15 protein-coding genes and 1 tRNA gene are annotated in these 14,523 nt (G+C 64.9%); 15 read left to right on the top strand and 1 reads right to left on the bottom strand.

Features of this window, described 5'->3' with window-relative positions; all coding sequences use genetic code 11:
* Positions 1-111 precede the first annotated feature (111 nt).
* Both rsmI and DBIPINDM_RS17010 read left to right on the top strand, forming a co-directional pair.
* Positions 112-1,008, top strand: a complete 897-nt coding sequence (gene rsmI / locus DBIPINDM_RS17015) for a 16S rRNA (cytidine(1402)-2'-O)-methyltransferase (RefSeq protein WP_258588325.1) — start codon at positions 112-114, stop codon at positions 1,006-1,008.
* A gap of 66 nt (positions 1,009-1,074) precedes the next feature.
* The gene (locus DBIPINDM_RS17010) at positions 1,075-1,452 is read left to right on the top strand and encodes a YraN family protein (RefSeq protein ID WP_258588324.1); all 378 of its coding nucleotides are present in this window, start codon (positions 1,075-1,077) and stop codon (positions 1,450-1,452) included.
* A gap of 21 nt (positions 1,453-1,473) precedes the next feature.
* Here DBIPINDM_RS17010 and DBIPINDM_RS17005 read toward each other — a convergent pair whose 3' ends face one another.
* Positions 1,474-2,280: an undecaprenyl-diphosphate phosphatase gene (locus tag DBIPINDM_RS17005; protein ID WP_258588323.1), complete on the bottom strand. Its 807-nt coding sequence runs from the start codon at positions 2,278-2,280 to the stop codon at positions 1,474-1,476.
* Between the two features lie 159 nt (positions 2,281-2,439).
* On the opposite strand from DBIPINDM_RS17005, the gene DBIPINDM_RS17000 reads away from it, so the two are divergent.
* The 13 genes from DBIPINDM_RS17000 to DBIPINDM_RS16940 all read left to right on the top strand — a co-directional run bounded on the left by DBIPINDM_RS17000 (position 2,440) and on the right by DBIPINDM_RS16940 (position 14,523).
* Positions 2,440-3,132 (top strand): glutathione S-transferase family protein, encoded by a 693-nt coding sequence (locus tag DBIPINDM_RS17000; RefSeq protein ID WP_010912586.1) that lies wholly within the window; start codon positions 2,440-2,442, stop codon positions 3,130-3,132.
* Complete coding sequence (gene queG / locus DBIPINDM_RS16995; protein WP_258588322.1) at positions 3,113-4,267, top strand: tRNA epoxyqueuosine(34) reductase QueG; 1,155 nt, start codon at positions 3,113-3,115, stop codon at positions 4,265-4,267. The genes DBIPINDM_RS17000 and queG overlap by 20 nt, the downstream gene beginning before the upstream one ends.
* Positions 4,264-5,163, top strand: a complete 900-nt coding sequence (locus DBIPINDM_RS16990) for an SDR family oxidoreductase (protein ID WP_258588321.1) — start codon at positions 4,264-4,266, stop codon at positions 5,161-5,163. Before queG ends, DBIPINDM_RS16990 begins: the two co-directional genes overlap by 4 nt.
* A gap of 65 nt (positions 5,164-5,228) precedes the next feature.
* The gene (gene mepA / locus DBIPINDM_RS16985; RefSeq protein ID WP_258588320.1) at positions 5,229-6,320 is read left to right on the top strand and encodes a penicillin-insensitive murein endopeptidase; all 1,092 of its coding nucleotides are present in this window, start codon (positions 5,229-5,231) and stop codon (positions 6,318-6,320) included.
* A gap of 185 nt (positions 6,321-6,505) precedes the next feature.
* Positions 6,506-7,531, top strand: coding sequence for a glucokinase (locus DBIPINDM_RS16980; protein WP_258588319.1), 1,026 nt, complete (start codon positions 6,506-6,508; stop codon positions 7,529-7,531).
* Positions 7,532-7,690: 159 nt separating this feature from the next.
* Positions 7,691-9,547, top strand: a complete 1,857-nt coding sequence (locus DBIPINDM_RS16975) for an ABC transporter ATP-binding protein (protein WP_258588318.1) — start codon at positions 7,691-7,693, stop codon at positions 9,545-9,547.
* Positions 9,544-10,386 carry a 4-hydroxy-tetrahydrodipicolinate reductase gene (gene dapB, locus DBIPINDM_RS16970; protein WP_258588317.1) on the top strand — a complete coding sequence of 281 codons (843 nt, stop codon included), beginning with the start codon at positions 9,544-9,546 and terminating at the stop codon, positions 10,384-10,386. Before DBIPINDM_RS16975 ends, dapB begins: the two co-directional genes overlap by 4 nt.
* 77 nt (positions 10,387-10,463) lie before the next feature.
* Positions 10,464-11,084, top strand: a complete 621-nt coding sequence (locus DBIPINDM_RS16965; RefSeq protein ID WP_258588316.1) for a 2,3-bisphosphoglycerate-dependent phosphoglycerate mutase — start codon at positions 10,464-10,466, stop codon at positions 11,082-11,084.
* A gap of 75 nt (positions 11,085-11,159) precedes the next feature.
* A tRNA-Leu gene (locus DBIPINDM_RS16960) sits at positions 11,160-11,244 on the top strand.
* A 292-nt stretch (positions 11,245-11,536) separates the two neighbouring features.
* Positions 11,537-12,079, top strand: coding sequence for a cytochrome b (locus DBIPINDM_RS16955; RefSeq protein WP_258588315.1), 543 nt, complete (start codon positions 11,537-11,539; stop codon positions 12,077-12,079).
* A 109-nt stretch (positions 12,080-12,188) separates the two neighbouring features.
* Positions 12,189-12,515: a PepSY domain-containing protein gene (locus DBIPINDM_RS16950; RefSeq protein ID WP_258588314.1), complete on the top strand. Its 327-nt coding sequence runs from the start codon at positions 12,189-12,191 to the stop codon at positions 12,513-12,515.
* Entirely contained in the window at positions 12,515-13,180 is a 666-nt protein-coding gene (locus DBIPINDM_RS16945) for a response regulator transcription factor (RefSeq protein WP_183464532.1), read from the top strand. Before DBIPINDM_RS16950 ends, DBIPINDM_RS16945 begins: the two co-directional genes overlap by 1 nt.
* The gene (locus DBIPINDM_RS16940; protein ID WP_258588313.1) at positions 13,180-14,523 is read left to right on the top strand and encodes a sensor histidine kinase; all 1,344 of its coding nucleotides are present in this window, start codon (positions 13,180-13,182) and stop codon (positions 14,521-14,523) included. The genes DBIPINDM_RS16945 and DBIPINDM_RS16940 overlap by 1 nt, the downstream gene beginning before the upstream one ends.

Genomic DNA, 14,523 nt, shown 5'->3' with positions numbered 1-14,523 from the left:
GTGGCGAAGGCATGGCGATTACCTTACATCGGCGTGAGCTTTTGCAAGGCCGCGCCAGCCATGCCAAACAAGATTTGGCAGGCCAAACAGGGCTGAACGGAGGCGGCATCAGTGACCGATGAGACGAGCAGGCGCAGCTATGTGGTCGGGCAGACCGAAATCCCCGCCCGTCCGCTCGAGCCGGCGCTCTATCTGGTGGCCACGCCGATCGGCAATCTCGCCGACATCACGCTGCGCGCGCTGGAGACGCTCGCCGCCGCCGACATCGTCGCTTGCGAGGACACAAGGGTGTCGCGCGTGCTGCTCGACCGCTACGGCATCCGCCGCCGCACCACGGCCTATCACGAACACAATGCCGGTGAGGCCGGGCCGAAACTGATCGCAGCGCTTCAGGCCGGACAGAGCGTGGCGTTGATTTCCGATGCCGGCACGCCGCTGGTCTCCGATCCTGGCTACCGGCTGGTCGGCGAGGCGATTGACCACGGCATTCGCGTCGTGCCGATCCCCGGCCCGTCGGCGCCGCTTGCCGCGCTGACGGCATCCGGCCTGCCCTCCGACGCCTTCCTGTTCGCCGGATTTTTGCCAGTCAAATCAGGCCAGCGGCTGACCCGGCTGGAAGCCCTGAAAGCCGTGCCGGCGACCTTGATCTTCTTCGAATCGCCGCGCCGGCTGGCAGAATCCCTTGGCGCCATGGTCGAAGCCCTCGGCGGCGAGCGCAAGGCCGCCATCGGCAGGGAATTGACCAAGACTTTTGAGGAAATGCGCATCGGCACGCTGCAAGTGCTCGCCGACCATTATGCGGCGGCCGATACGCCGAAGGGCGAGATCGTCGTCTGCGTCGGCCCGGCTGAAGCGAAGGCCGACGAACCGGCGGATATCGACCGCCTGCTTTTGTCGCTCGCTGCCGAAATGCCGGCTTCCAAGGCGGCGGCTGAGGCCGCCAAGATGACCGGCGGCCAGAAGCAGGCGCTTTACCGGCGGCTGCTGGAGCTTAGGGACAGACCATGATCCCGAAAAGTGGAAACCGGTTTTCGGAAAAGATCATGGTCAAACAAAACTCTGGAGAAGGCGACGGTGGCTGAGCGCCCGAGCGCCAGCCGCCAAAAGGCCTATCGGCGCGGCCATCGCGGCGAATGGCTGGCCGCAGTGGCGCTGATGCTGAAAGGCTACCGGATTCTCGCGCGCCGCCATCGCACCCGCTTCGGCGAGATCGACCTGATCGCGCGGCGCGGCGACCTGGTGCTGTTCGTCGAGGTCAAGGCGCGCCGCACGCTGATGGAAGCCATGGAAGCGATCGGCCATGAATCGGAGCGCCGCATCGAGGCCGCCGCCGACATCTGGCTGTCGCGGCAGGCGGACTATGGCAGGCTGTCGATGCGCTTCGACATGGTCGCGGTGCTGCCCTGGCGCTGGCCGGTGCATGTCGAGAACGCGTTTTATGGGAGGAATTGAGAGGAGGTCGCGGACCACTCCTCACCCCCAAATCATCAACGCCACCAGACCGACAATCCCCACCACCAGCCGCCACCAGCCGAACAGCGAGTAGCCGTTGCGTGAGACGTAATCGAGCAGGTAGCGGACGACGACCAAGGCCGTGACGAAGGCGGCGACGAAGCCGATGGCGATGATGGGCAAATCCGCCGTGGTCAGCACGTTGCGGTTCTTGAACAGGTCGAAAGCAAAGGCGCCGACCATGGTCGGGATCGCCAGGAAGAACGAAAATTCCGCCGCCGCCCGCTTGTCGACGCCCAAAAGCAGCGCGCCGACGATGGTCGAGCCGGAGCGCGATGTGCCGGGGATCAGCGACAGGCACTGGAAAAGCCCGATCTGCAGGTAAAGCCTGGTCGGGAAGCGCTCGACGTCGCGATATACGGGCTTCAGGTTCATGCGATCGACAGCCAGCAGGATGACGCCGCCGATGATCAGCATGATGCAGATCAGCCGTGGCGATTCGAACAGCACCGTCTTGATGAAATCATGCGCCAGCGCGCCGATGATGGCCGCCGGCAGGAAGGCGATCAGGATGCCGATGACGAAATGCCGCGTCAGCCGGTCATGCGGCAGGTCGAGCAGCATCTGCCACAGGCGGCGGAAGTAGACGCTCAGGATCGCCAGGATGGCGCCAAGCTGGATCAGGATCTCGAAGGCCTTGCCGGTCGAGTGGAAGCCGAGGAAATGGCCGGCGAGCAGGATATGGCCGGTCGAGGACACTGGTATGAACTCGGTCAGCCCCTCCAGCAGGCCGAGCAGCAGGGCTTCGACGATGGTCTGGCTTTCCATGGCTACCTCGGCTTTGCGCGACGGCTAACAGAACGGTTTGCTTGTCATGGCGTTGAACTGCCCCTATAGGTCGCAACACCCTGACGGCCCGCTAACCGGGCGGCCAAGACTTACCGGTGCGCCCGGCGATTCGCCAGTGCGCTTTATCATCGCGGAACCATGCTGACGCTTTTCCACCATCCCATGTTCGCAACCTGCCGCTTCGTCCGCCTCGCCTTTGGCGAGTATGGCGAGGAACTGGCGCTGATCGAGGAAAAGCCGTGGACGCGGCGCAAGGAGTTCTTGGCGCTGAACCCGGCCGGCACGCTGCCGATCCTGCTCGCCGAAGGCGACGTGCCGATCGTCGGTGCGACGGTGATCTCGGAATATCTCGACGAGACGCGCGGGGTGCTCAAGCGCGACAAACGGCTGTTCGCCGAGGACCCGATGCAGCGCGCCGAAATCCGCCGGCTGATCGACTGGTACCTCAACAAGGCCGAGAGCGAGGTTACGAGGCATCTGGTGCGCGAACGCGTGCTGAAGCCGATCATGCCGGAAACGGCGGGCGGCGGCTCGCCCGATTCGGGTGCCATCCGTGCGGCGCGCGCCAACATTCGCCAGCACATGAAATACACCAACTGGTTGGCCGGCACGCGCCATTGGCTTGCCGGCGGCAGGGTCACCTATGCCGACCTCGCGGCCGCCGCGACCCTGTCGGTGCTCGACTATCTCGGCGAGATCGACTGGCGCGAACACGCCGCGGCGCGCGAATGGTATACAAGGGTGAAGTCGCGGCCCTCCTTCCGGCCGCTCTTGACCGACCGCGTGCGCGGCCTGTCGCCGGTGTCGCATTATGCGGACCTCGACTTCTGACGCCGCAAAACTGCGCGCGCTGATCGACGCGGAGGCGCAGCGCGCCGGCTTCGATGCCATAGCCGTCACCACCCCCGATGCGATCCCGCTGGCGCCGGCGCGCCTGGCCGAATTCGTCGCCGACGGTTTTCACGGTTCGATGGGCTGGATCGCCGAGACGATTGCGCGCCGCAGCGAGCCTTCCACGCTGTGGCCTGAAGTGCGCTCAATCGTCGTTCTGGCGATGAATTACGGGCCGGACCATGATCCGCGCGACCTGCAGGCCAGGCACGACCGGGGCGCCATCTCGGTCTATGCGCAGAACCGCGACTATCACGATGTGATGAAGGGCCGGCTGAAGGAAATCGCCGGCAAGATCGTCGCGCGCGCCGGCGGCGACGTGAAGGTGTTCGTCGACACCGCACCAGTGATGGAAAAGCCGCTGGCCGAGGCCGCCGGCCTTGGCTGGCAGGGAAAACACACCAACCTGGTCAGCCGTGAGCACGGCTCCTGGCTGTTTCTCGGCACCATCTTCACCACGGCCGAACTCGCGCCCGACCGCGCCGAGATCGACCATTGCGGCTCCTGCCGCGCCTGCCTCGACGCTTGCCCGACCGACGCTTTCCCGGCGCCCTACCGGCTCGATGCGCGGCGCTGCATTTCGTACCTCACCATCGAGAACAAGGGGCCGATTCCGCATGAATTCCGCGAGGCGATCGGCAACCGCATCTATGGCTGCGACGACTGCCTCGCCGCCTGTCCCTGGAACAAGTTCGCCCGGGCAGCTTCCGAAGCAAAACTCGCCGCGCGCTACGATTTGCGTGAGCCGCCACTCGCCGACCTGCTTGAATTGGACGACGCGGCCTTCCGCGCCTTCTTTTCCGGCTCGCCGATCAAACGCATCGGCCGCGACCGTTTTGTGCGCAACGTGCTGATCGCCGCCGGCAATTCCGGCGAGGTCGGGCTGGCTGGCACGGTGCGTGCGCTGCTTGGAGACGCCTCGCCCCTGGTGCGGGGCGCGGCAATATGGGCGCTGGCGCGGCTGGTATCCGATGCCGAATATTCCGAACGGGCCGCGATCGGCCTGATGACCGAGAGCGATGATGCCGTGCGCGAGGAATGGCGTCTGGCGCGACCAACCAGGGCACATGCATGAGCGAAAGACAGGTCTTCATCTTCGGTGCCGGCTATTCCGGCAAGGCTTTTGCCCGCGCCAATCCGGGCGCCGCCACGATTTTCGGCACGACGCGTTCGCCGGAGAAATTCGAGGGGCTGCGCCAGGCCGGCATCGCACCGCTGCTGTTCGACGGCGCGCTGAGCGGCGAAATCGGCGAGGCGCTGAAGAAAACGACGCATCTGGTGATTTCGGTCGCCCCCGAAGAAGCCGGCGACCCCGTCTTGAATGCCGCCCGGGACGCAATCGCAGGGATGCCGGCGCTGGAATGGATCGGCTATCTCTCAACCGTCGGCGTCTATGGCGACTATGGCGGCGCCTGGGTCAACGAAAAGACCACGTGCCGGCCGGTGTCGAAACGCTCCGTCATGCGGGTCGAGGCCGAGCAGGCGTGGCTGAAGCTCGGCGAGGAGATCGGCCGGCCTGTGGCAGTCCTGCGCCTGTCCGGCATTTACGGCCCGGGCCGCAACGCGCTGGTCAATCTGGAAAACGGCACCGCGCGGCGACTGGTCAAGCCGGACCAGGTGTTCAACCGCATCCATTGCGACGACATTGCCGGGGCGCTCTGGCAGCTTATCGAAGCCAACAAGGGCGGCATTTTCAACGTCACCGACGATGAGCCGGCGCCGCCGCAGGATGTCGTAGCCTATGCCGCGTCGCTGATGGGCGTCGCGCCGCCGCCGGAGATTCCCTTCGACACTGCCCAACTTTCGCCCATGGCGCGGTCCTTCTATGGCGAGAACAAGCGTGTCGCCAATGCGGCGATCAAGGCGGCGGGCTATTCCCTGCGCTTTCCGGACTACCGCGCCGCCTTTGACCATATGTGGGCAAAAGGCGACTGGCGCGACGGCGAGGCGCGCAGCCCGATGAAGCGCTGACGATCGAAGCCGCTGGCGCGGCGTGCTATGATTCGGCTTCGGGATTGCGGTGGGGATCCGGTTTCATGAAGACAGCGATGCGTCCATATTTCGGCAAATCGTCACTGTCGGCGGCCGCTCTTGGCCTGCTTGCCTTGACCGGTCTCGCCGTGCAGCCCGCAAGCGCGGAGGAGCGGGCAAAGGACCTGTTCGGCGCCGAGAAACTGCCGACCGCGACTGCGGCGCAGTCGATCGGCTTCTATTCCAAGGGCTGTTTTGCCGGCGGCGTCGCCATTCCCATGGACGGCCCGACCTGGGAAGTGATGCGGCCCTCGCGCAACCGCCGCTGGGGTCATCCGGCGATGATCGCCCTGATCGAGAAACTGTCGCGCGACGCCGCCGCCGATGGCTGGCCGGGCCTTCTGATCGGCGACATCGCGCAGCCACGCGGCGGCCCGATGATGACCGGCCACGCCTCGCACCAGATCGGCCTCGACGCCGACATCTGGCTGACGCCGATGCCCAGCCGTCCGCTGTCGACGGCGCAGCGCGAATCGATGAGCGCCACCTTGATGGTCGACGAGAAGACGCATCTGGTGAAGGACGCGCTGTGGACGCCGCAGCATACGGCGCTTCTGAAGCGGGCGGCGAGCTACCCCGAGGTCGAGCGCATCCTGGTCAATCCCGGCATCAAGAAAAAACTCTGCGACACGGTCAAGGGCGACCGCACCTGGCTGCGCAAGATCCGGCCGTTCTGGGGCCACGACTATCATTTCCACATGCGCATCGGCTGCCAGCCGGGTTCGCCCAATTGCAAGGCGCAGGAGGCAACGCCCGATGATGAGGGCTGCGGCAAGCCGCTGGCCTGGTGGTTCACTGAGGAGCCTTGGCGGCCCAACAAGAACCCGGACGCGCCGAAGGCCCGTGATGTGATGACCATGGCCAACCTGCCCAAGGAATGCCGCGCCGTGCTCGAAGCGCCAGGCCCGGCCTCGGCCGAGGCGGCGACCTACCACGGCGGCGCCGTGCCGGTCGTGGTCGCGGCACCCGAACCGGAAGCGCCGTCGCAGCCTGCCAGCACCGCCGGTGGCGGCGACTTGCCAGGCGCGGCAAATGCTTTCGCGGCGACGCCCAGAATGGGCGCCCCCGTTCCGCGGCCACGGCCACCCGCGAACTGATTGCCGCGCCATCGGTCGGCTCAATCGGTTTAGCGGACTGTTTTTGCGAAATAGTGGCCGTTTGGCCGCAGAAGCTCTCTGCGCGCGCTACCGGGTTCGAAAACCGTTTCCCTTTTCAAACTCATGCGCTAGTCAACGGAAGAACGGCGAGACGCCGTCAGGGGGCGCCGGGGACGGACGAGAGCATGCCAAGCGTAAGCGATACCGACACGTCGTTGCGGTTTCCAATCCTGATAGGCGACATTGGCGGCACCAATGCGCGCTTTTCGATCGTGCTCGACGCCAATTCCGAACCGACCGAGCCGCAAATCGTCCAGACCGCCAATTTCAACACCATCGACGAGGCGATCCAGGCGGCGGTGCTCGACCGCTCGTCGGTGCGCCCCAATTCGGCGGTGCTGGCGGTGGCCGGTCCGGTCGACGGCGACGAGATCGAGCTCACCAACTGCCCGTGGGTCGTCAAGCCGAGGCAGATGTTCGCCAGCCTGGGCCTGAGCGACATTGTCGTGCTCAACGATTTCGAGGCGCAGGCGCTGGCCGTCGTCGCGCTCGGCGAAGAGCATATGGAAAAGATCGGCGGCGGTATGCCGGAGCCCAATGCCGGCCGCGTCGTGCTGGGTCCCGGTACCGGTCTCGGCGTCGCCGGGCTGGTCTATGCCTTGCGCCACTGGATTCCGGTGCCCGGCGAGGGCGGCCATATGGACATCGGCCCGCGCTCACCGCGCGATTTCGAGGTTTTCCCGCACATCGAGAAGCTTGAGGGCCGCATTTCCGGCGAGCAGATCCTGTGTGGGCGCGGCCTCGTCAACGTCTACCGGGCGGTGGCCAAGGCAGACGGCAAGCCGTCGCCCTTCACCACGCCGGCCGAGGTCACCGGTGCGGCCTTGGCCAAGACCGATCCGGTGGCGCAAGAAGCGCTGGAGACCTTCGTCACATGCCTCGGGCGCACCGCCGGCGATCTTGCCCTGGTGTTCATGAGCCGTGGCGGTGTGTTCTTGACCGGCGGCATCGCGCAAAAGATTGTGCCGGCGCTGAAAGCAGGCAATTTCCGCGCCGCCTTCGAGGACAAGGCGCCGCACAGCGCGCTGATGCGCACCATGCCCGTCTATGTCATCACCCACCCGCTGGCAGCACTTCTCGGCCTTGCCGCCTACGCCCGAAACCCGTCGCTGTTCGGCGTCCAGACGGCGGGCCGCCGCTGGCAGGCCTAGTTTTCTGCTACAGGAACCCATGGGAGACCGCGGACGCGCTAAAGCCCCGCGACGAAGTTAATCAGCCTCGGGCATAGGCAATCCGGCCGCAGGGCGTTAAGAGGGGTGCCGAATTTGCAGCCCGGTCCCACGAGGCGGAAACCACAAAGCGCTCCTGATTTGACACTTCAAGCCCCCAAACAAAAAGTCCAGCCCGGCGAGGTCACGGCGGTGCTCCGCCGCATCCTCGCTGAAAACGGCGACGAATATCGCTGGACCTATGTCGTTGCCGTCTCTTGCCTACTGATTGTTTCCGGTACCACTGCGTTTCTGGCATGGATCATGGCCCCGATGATCGATGGGATATTCGTCGAGCGGCGCAGCGACATAATCTTCTGGGTCTGCGCCGGTTTCATGGGAGCCTCCCTGTTGCGCGGCTTCGCCGGTTACGGCCAGGCAGTCGCGTTGGCCAAGATCGGCAACAACCTGGTCGCGCGTTACCAGAAACGCACCTTCGATCATCTGATGAAGCTCGGCGTCAACTTCTTCAACGACACGCGTTCCGGCCGGCTGGCGGCACAGGTCAGCGAGAATGTCGGCGGCGTTCGCGACCTGCTGTCGCTGACACTGACCTCCATCAGCCGCGACGCAGTCTCGCTGGTCGCCCTCGTCGGCGTGATGATCTACCAGGATCCGGTGTTGTCGCTCAGCTCGCTGCTGATCGGCCCACCGCTGATCTGGGCCGTCGTCTACATCACCCGCCGACTGCGGCGTATCAACCGGGAATCCGTGCTGATCAATTCGCGGCTGAACGGGTCCGTGCAGGAGGCCACGCAAGGCATCGCCATCGTCAAGGCCTTCACCTTGGAGGCCGAGCTGGCGCGCCGCATCGGCATCATGGCCGATACGGCCGAGCAGCGTAACAACAAGATCGCCCGCGTCGCGGAGCGGCTGTCGCCGATTTCCGAGATTCTCGGCGGTCTCGCCATTACCGCCGTGGTCGCCTATTCCGGCTACCGGGCGCTGTATCTTGGGCAGCCGCCGGGCGCGGTGTTTTCCTTCATCACCGCGCTGATCATGGCCTACGATCCGGCAAGACGCCTGGCGCGCACACAGGTGGGCATGGAACGTGCGCTGGTCAACGCGCGCATGATCTACGAGTTGCTCGACCTGGAGCCGAAACAGGGCGACGTGCCCGATGCTGTCGAGGCCAGGATCACCACCGGCGAGGTGCGCTTCGACAATGTGACGTTCGGCTACAGCGCTGACATGCCGGTGCTGAGAGATCTGAGCTTTACCGCCGCCGCCGGCAAGGTCACGGCGATCGTCGGTGCGTCGGGTGCCGGCAAATCGACGCTGGTGGCGCTCTTGCAGCGCTTCTACGACGTCGACCAGGGCAGCATCGAGGTCGATGGCCAGGACATCTCGAAGGTGACCAAGCATTCGCTGCGGCAGTCGATCGCCTATGTGGCGCAGGCGCCCTATCTGTTCGAGGGCACGATCCGCGACAACATCCGCTACGGCCGCCTGTCGGCCACGGACGCCGAGATCGAGCAGGCGGCGAAACAGGCGGCAGCCGACGAGTTCATCCGCCAGCAGCCGCAAGGTTACGATACGCCGGTCGGCGAAGGCGGCTCGACCCTTTCCGGCGGCCAGCGCCAGCGCGTCTCGATCGCCCGCGCCATCGTGCGCCAGGCGCCGGTCCTGCTGCTCGATGAGGCGACCTCGGCGCTCGACAATGAGGCGGAGGCGCGCGTCCAGGAGGCGCTGACGCATGTCATGCAAGGCCGCACGACGATCGTCATCGCGCATAGGCTGTCGACGGTGGTCAATGCCGACCACATCATAGTGCTGGAAGAGGGACGGCTGGTCGAGGAAGGCACGCACGCGACGCTGATGGCCGATCCGAACAGCATCTATGCCCGCTTCCACCGCATCCAGGGCAAGAAGGGTCTGGGGCTTGTCGACGACAGCGCGCCGATCGAGACTTCGGTCGAGGACATCGAAACCCAGAACATCGCCCGGAGCATGGCATGAGCGAGACATCAGCAACCGGCAAGCCGGCAAGCGATATGGGCCTTGTGGTGGTCGGTGCTGCCGGCCGCATGGGGCAGACGCTGATCCGCGCCATCCATACCATTCCGGGCGCCCGCGTCATCGGCGCGGTCGAGCGTGCGGATTCGCCTCATCTGGGCAAGGATGCCGGCGAGCTGGCGGGCATCGGCATCATCAATGTGCCGATCAGCGACGATCCGCTGCCGGTCTTCGCCAAGGCCGCCGGCGTGCTCGACTTCACCACGCCGGCCTCATCAGTTGAGTTCGCCGGCTACGCCGCGCAGGCGCGCATCGTCCATGTCATCGGCACGACCGGTTGTTCGGCCGACGACAATGCGAAGATCGCGGCCGCGGCACGCCACGCGACGATCGTCAAGTCGGGCAATATGAGCCTCGGCGTCAATCTCCTGGCGGTACTGGTCGAACAGGCGGCGCGCGCGCTGGACGCCGACGATTTCGACATCGAAATCCTCGAAATGCATCACAAACACAAGGTCGACGCGCCCTCGGGCACCGCACTTTTGCTCGGCGAGGCCGCCGCTGCCGGGCGCGGCATCGCGCTGGCCGGCAACGATGTGCGTTCACGCGACGGCCACACGGGTGTGCGAAAGACCGGCTCGATCGGCTTTGCGACGCTGCGCGGCGGCTCGGTGGTCGGCGACCATAGCGTGATCCTGGCCGGCACCGGCGAGCGCATCACGCTGTCCCATCATGCCGAGGACCGCGCCATCTTCGCCCGCGGCGCCGTCAAGGCGGCCCTTTGGGCACGTGGCAAGAAGCCAGGGCTGTATTCGATGCGGGACGTGCTCGGGCTCAGCTGAGCAAACCACAACCACCTTGTTTTAACGCAATTCCGGACGGAAACCCGCTTCACACTTTTCTCTTGAAGGGAGTAAAAATGTCGAGAACTCTCGTGCTCGTGCGCCATGGCCAGAGCGAATGGAATTTGAAGAACCTGTTCACCGGCTGGCGCGATGTCGACCTGACCGAGCAGGGCCATGCCGAGGCCAAGGCCGCCGGCCAGAAACTCAAGGCGCGCGGCCTGAAGTTCGACATCGCCTTCACCTCGGCGCTGACGCGGGCGCAAAAAACCTGCCAGCATATTCTGGACGCGGTCGGCCAGAGCGATCTGAAGACCATCCGCGACCAGGCGCTCAACGAGCGCGACTATGGCGACCTCTCGGGCCTCAACAAGGACGACGCCCGCAAGAAATGGGGCGAGGAGCAGGTGCATGTCTGGCGCCGCTCCTATGACGTGCCGCCGCCCGGCGGCGAAAGCCTGAAGGACACCGGCGCCCGCGTCTGGCCCTACTACCTGCATGACATGCAGTCGCACGTGCTGCGCGGCGGCACCGTGCTGGTCGCAGCCCACGGCAATTCGCTGCGCGCGCTGATCATGGCGCTGGACGGCAAGTCGGGCGAGGAGATCGTCAAGCTGGAACTCGGCACCGGCGTGCCGGTCATTTACCAGCTCAACGCCGATTCGACCGTGGCGTCGAAGGAAGTGCTGGACAGCTGAGCCGGCAAGCCGCGAACCGCTTTGAAAAAAGCGCGTTGACAGCAATCGCTTGCCCGCTTACATGAGCCCGCACCAGCCCAGATGGCGGAATTGGTAGACGCGCACGGTTCAGGTCCGTGTTCCGCAAGGAGTGGAGGTTCGAGTCCTCTTCTGGGCACCAAATTCCCGTTTCGAACCATTCGATGGTTCAGAGACCCAAAAGAAAAAGCCCGGTTCGTCCGGGCTTTTTCTTTGTCCGGCATATCGGCGTTGTCCGGTGCCGGATTGTCAGCGAATTGACAGGTCCCTCCAGCCAATGTCCCGCCAGATCACGATCGCCAAAGCCCGATTCCAGAACCGCTCTCGTCGGGGAAACCGTCACTGCCTCCTCGATTGCGGTCGAAGGGGCCACCTGACAAAGCTTTGACATGATCGCGGCTAGTTTAGAAACATTCAAAATTGGATGGCCCAGCATGAATCCTACCTACACAAGCGCACAGAAGGCCATGCATTGGGCCGTGTTTCTGCTGGTTATCGGCCTTTACGGCCTGACTTATGTCGCGGATATCTTTCCACGCAACGACCCTGGCCGGGCGCTCGTCTGGTGGTTCCATATCTCGTTCGGGATGCTGCTGTTCGCGCTGGTCGTCATCCGCATTGGCCTGCGCCTGACCTTGGGAACCCCGGGGCTGCCGCAGGAAATGTCAGAGCTGGAACGATGGGTGGCGAAGATCGCGCATCTCATGCTTTACGCGCTGCTTGTCGCCATTCCGGTTCTTGGCATCCTGGTGACCTGGTACAGGGGCGACGCCTTGAGTTTCTTCGGCCTCTTCACCATCCCGGCTCCGGTCTCCGCGGACAGCGCCACGGCCCGAACCATAAGGGAACTGCACAGCCTCTGCGCCAATCTCATCCTCATCCTTGCCGGACTGCATGCGGCGGCCGCGCTCTGGCATCACTATGTCCGCAGGGATGACGTGCTCAGGCGAATGCTGCCGGGGACAAGTGGCTCCTGATCGCGAGTCAAACGTCGGCAGGCCGATGCATTTTGTCGTGTTTCCGGACCAGGAGACTGGCCAGATGACGAGCCGGATTGAAACACAAGGTCTGCTACATGGCCCTTGGATGAAACCGATACTGAAACGTTTGGCGACGGCGAGCCTGGTCGGGCTTGTCCTGCTTCGACCGTTCCACGCCCGCGCCGACGAGGATGACGACGGCGATCACGACCGGGCGCGGGACCTTTACGAGCGTGGCGAAATAAAGGGCCTGGCCAACATACTGGGCGTGGTCCACGCCGATGCTCCAGGCGACATCGTGGCTGTCGATTTTATCCGGATGGGCGACCGGTGGGTCTATCGCTTCCAGGTCGTTGCCGCTGACGGACGCCGCAGGATCGTCGACGTGGACGCCGGCGCCGGAGTGCTGATGCGCGGCAGGGGCGGCGATTGATGAAGATACTCCTTGCCGAGGATGAACCCCGTATCGCCGGCGACATAGCGGCGGTGCTCAAGGCCGCGGGAATGGCCGTCGACACCGTGCGCGACGGAGAAGCTGCCTGGTTCGCGGGTGATGTCGAGAACTACGACGCGGCGATCCTGGATCTCGGATTGCCGAAACTCGATGGCCTGACGGTGCTGAAGCGCTGGCGGGCCAATACGCGCCGCTTTCCTGTTTTGATCCTGACGGCGCGGGGCCTTTGGACCGAGCGCGTCGAAGGCATCAATGCCGGCGCTGACGACTACCTGCCCAAGCCGTTCGAAATGGACGAGCTGCTGGCGCGGCTGCGCGCGATCCTGCGCCGTTCGACAGGCCAGGCGGCACCGGTGCTGAAATCCGGACCGCTGCTTCTCGACACGCGCCAGATGCGCATTTCGCTGCGCGGCGTTCCCGTCGCGCTGTCGCCGCTGGAATACCGGCTGATGGCGTTCCTGATGCATCATGCCGGGCGCGTGGTGGCGCCGACCGAGCTTGCCGAGCATTTGTATGATTCCGGCAATGATCGCGATCCGAACGCAATCGAGGTCATTGTCGCGCGCCTGCGCCGCAAGCTCGGCAACGACGTCATCGAGACGCGGCGCGGATTCGGATATTTCGTGCCCGACGAGCCGTCCTGATGGGCAATTCGATCCGCTTCAGGCTCTGGTCGGCGGCAACCATTTCGATCCTTGTCGCCCTTGCCATTGCCGGGGTCGGGCTGCGCTATCTGTTCGAAAAGAATGTCGAGCGGCGCATCGTCGGAGAACTGACTATCGATCTCAACGAACTGATCGGCGCGACCAGCTTCGCGGCCGACGGCCGGCTGTCGGTCAAATCCGACCTGACCGACCCGCGCTTCATCAATCCGCTGTCCGGTCATTACTGGCAGGTGGAAGACCTGGCCAGCCATAGCCTGGTGCGCTCGCGTTCGTTGTGGGACGCAAAGCTTGCGTTGCCCGACCAGGGGGCGAGCGGCGAATTGAGAAAGATCGAGGAGCTCAAGGGGCCTGGCGGCGAACTCACCCTAGCCGTCGTGCGCACCATAACCGATGCCGACGGCCGGTCGTTTCGTGCCATCGTGGCGGAAGACCATCGCAGCGTCACAGTGTCGGTGCACGAATATGTTCGCGATCTCGTCCCGGCGCTCATCCTGCTCGCCGCCGCCCTCATGGTGGCCTTCTTCATCCAGATCACCGTTGGCCTCGCGCCGCTGGAAAACCTGAGGGTCGCCGTTCGAAACGTGATCGCGCAGCGGACGGCACGACTGGACGTGGCGGCGCCGAGCGAGGTGCAGCCGCTCGCCGACGAAATCAACCGGCTCCTCGATGCGCAGGAGAAGGCCCTTGCACGCGCCCGGTCGCGCGCCACCGACCTGGCGCATGGCCTCAAGACGCCACTGCAGGTGCTGTCGGCCGACATCCGGGCCCTGCGCGGGAAGGGCGAAACCGAGCTGGCCGACGAGATCGAGAAGAGCGCCGGAGCGATCCGACGTCATGTCGAGCGCGAACTCGCGCGCGCCCGTCTGGCGCCCGGCGTTTCCGGCAAGGCATCGTGCCGGGTCAGGGAAACCGCGGCCGGCGTCATCGCCGTCATCAAGCGCACGCCGGGCGGCAAGCAGCTCTCGTTCCTGATCGACGTCGCGAAGGATTTCATGGCGCCGGTCGATGAGGGCGACCTTTCGGAGATCCTGGGCAATCTGGTGGAGAACGCGGCGCGCTTCGCAAGATCCTCGGTCCAGGTCAATGCGTGGGCAAGCGACGGCGAGGTGTCCATCGCCGTCGCCGACGACGGCCCGGGCATCCCCGATGCGGACCGGGAATCCGCCCTGTCACGCGGGGTGCAGTTGGACAGCAAGGGCGGCAGCAGCGGGCTAGGCCTGGCCATCGTCTCGGACATTGTCGAAGCCTATGGCGGACGCCTGACGATGACCAATGCCGATCCCGGCTTGGTGGTGACCATAGCCTTGCCCCGGCACGGCTGA

The organism is Mesorhizobium sp. AR02, from assembly GCF_024746835.1.
Taxonomy (GTDB): Bacteria; Pseudomonadota; Alphaproteobacteria; order Rhizobiales; family Rhizobiaceae; genus Mesorhizobium.
This window is presented reverse-complemented; position numbering and strand designations above follow the sequence as displayed.

Bases quoted from the DNA above. Each gene is read 5' to 3' on its own strand.
- DBIPINDM_RS17000 (WP_010912586.1), top strand. From the start codon at position 2,440: ATGCTGACGCTTTTCCACCATCCCATGTTCGCAACCTGCCGCTTCGTC.
- DBIPINDM_RS16955 (WP_258588315.1), top strand. From the start codon at position 11,537: ATGAATCCTACCTACACAAGCGCACAGAAGGCCATGCATTGGGCCGTG.
- DBIPINDM_RS16965 (WP_258588316.1), top strand. From the start codon at position 10,464: ATGTCGAGAACTCTCGTGCTCGTGCGCCATGGCCAGAGCGAATGGAAT.
- DBIPINDM_RS16980 (WP_258588319.1), top strand. From the start codon at position 6,506: ATGCCAAGCGTAAGCGATACCGACACGTCGTTGCGGTTTCCAATCCTG.
- DBIPINDM_RS17005 (WP_258588323.1), bottom strand. From the start codon at position 2,280: ATGGAAAGCCAGACCATCGTCGAAGCCCTGCTGCTCGGCCTGCTGGAG.
- dapB (WP_258588317.1), top strand. From the start codon at position 9,544: ATGAGCGAGACATCAGCAACCGGCAAGCCGGCAAGCGATATGGGCCTT.
- mepA (WP_258588320.1), top strand. From the start codon at position 5,229: ATGAAGACAGCGATGCGTCCATATTTCGGCAAATCGTCACTGTCGGCG.
- DBIPINDM_RS16940 (WP_258588313.1), top strand. From the start codon at position 13,180: ATGGGCAATTCGATCCGCTTCAGGCTCTGGTCGGCGGCAACCATTTCG.
- DBIPINDM_RS16990 (WP_258588321.1), top strand. From the start codon at position 4,264: ATGAGCGAAAGACAGGTCTTCATCTTCGGTGCCGGCTATTCCGGCAAG.
- queG (WP_258588322.1), top strand. From the start codon at position 3,113: ATGCGGACCTCGACTTCTGACGCCGCAAAACTGCGCGCGCTGATCGAC.
- DBIPINDM_RS16950 (WP_258588314.1), top strand. From the start codon at position 12,189: ATGAAACCGATACTGAAACGTTTGGCGACGGCGAGCCTGGTCGGGCTT.
- DBIPINDM_RS16945 (WP_183464532.1), top strand. From the start codon at position 12,515: ATGAAGATACTCCTTGCCGAGGATGAACCCCGTATCGCCGGCGACATA.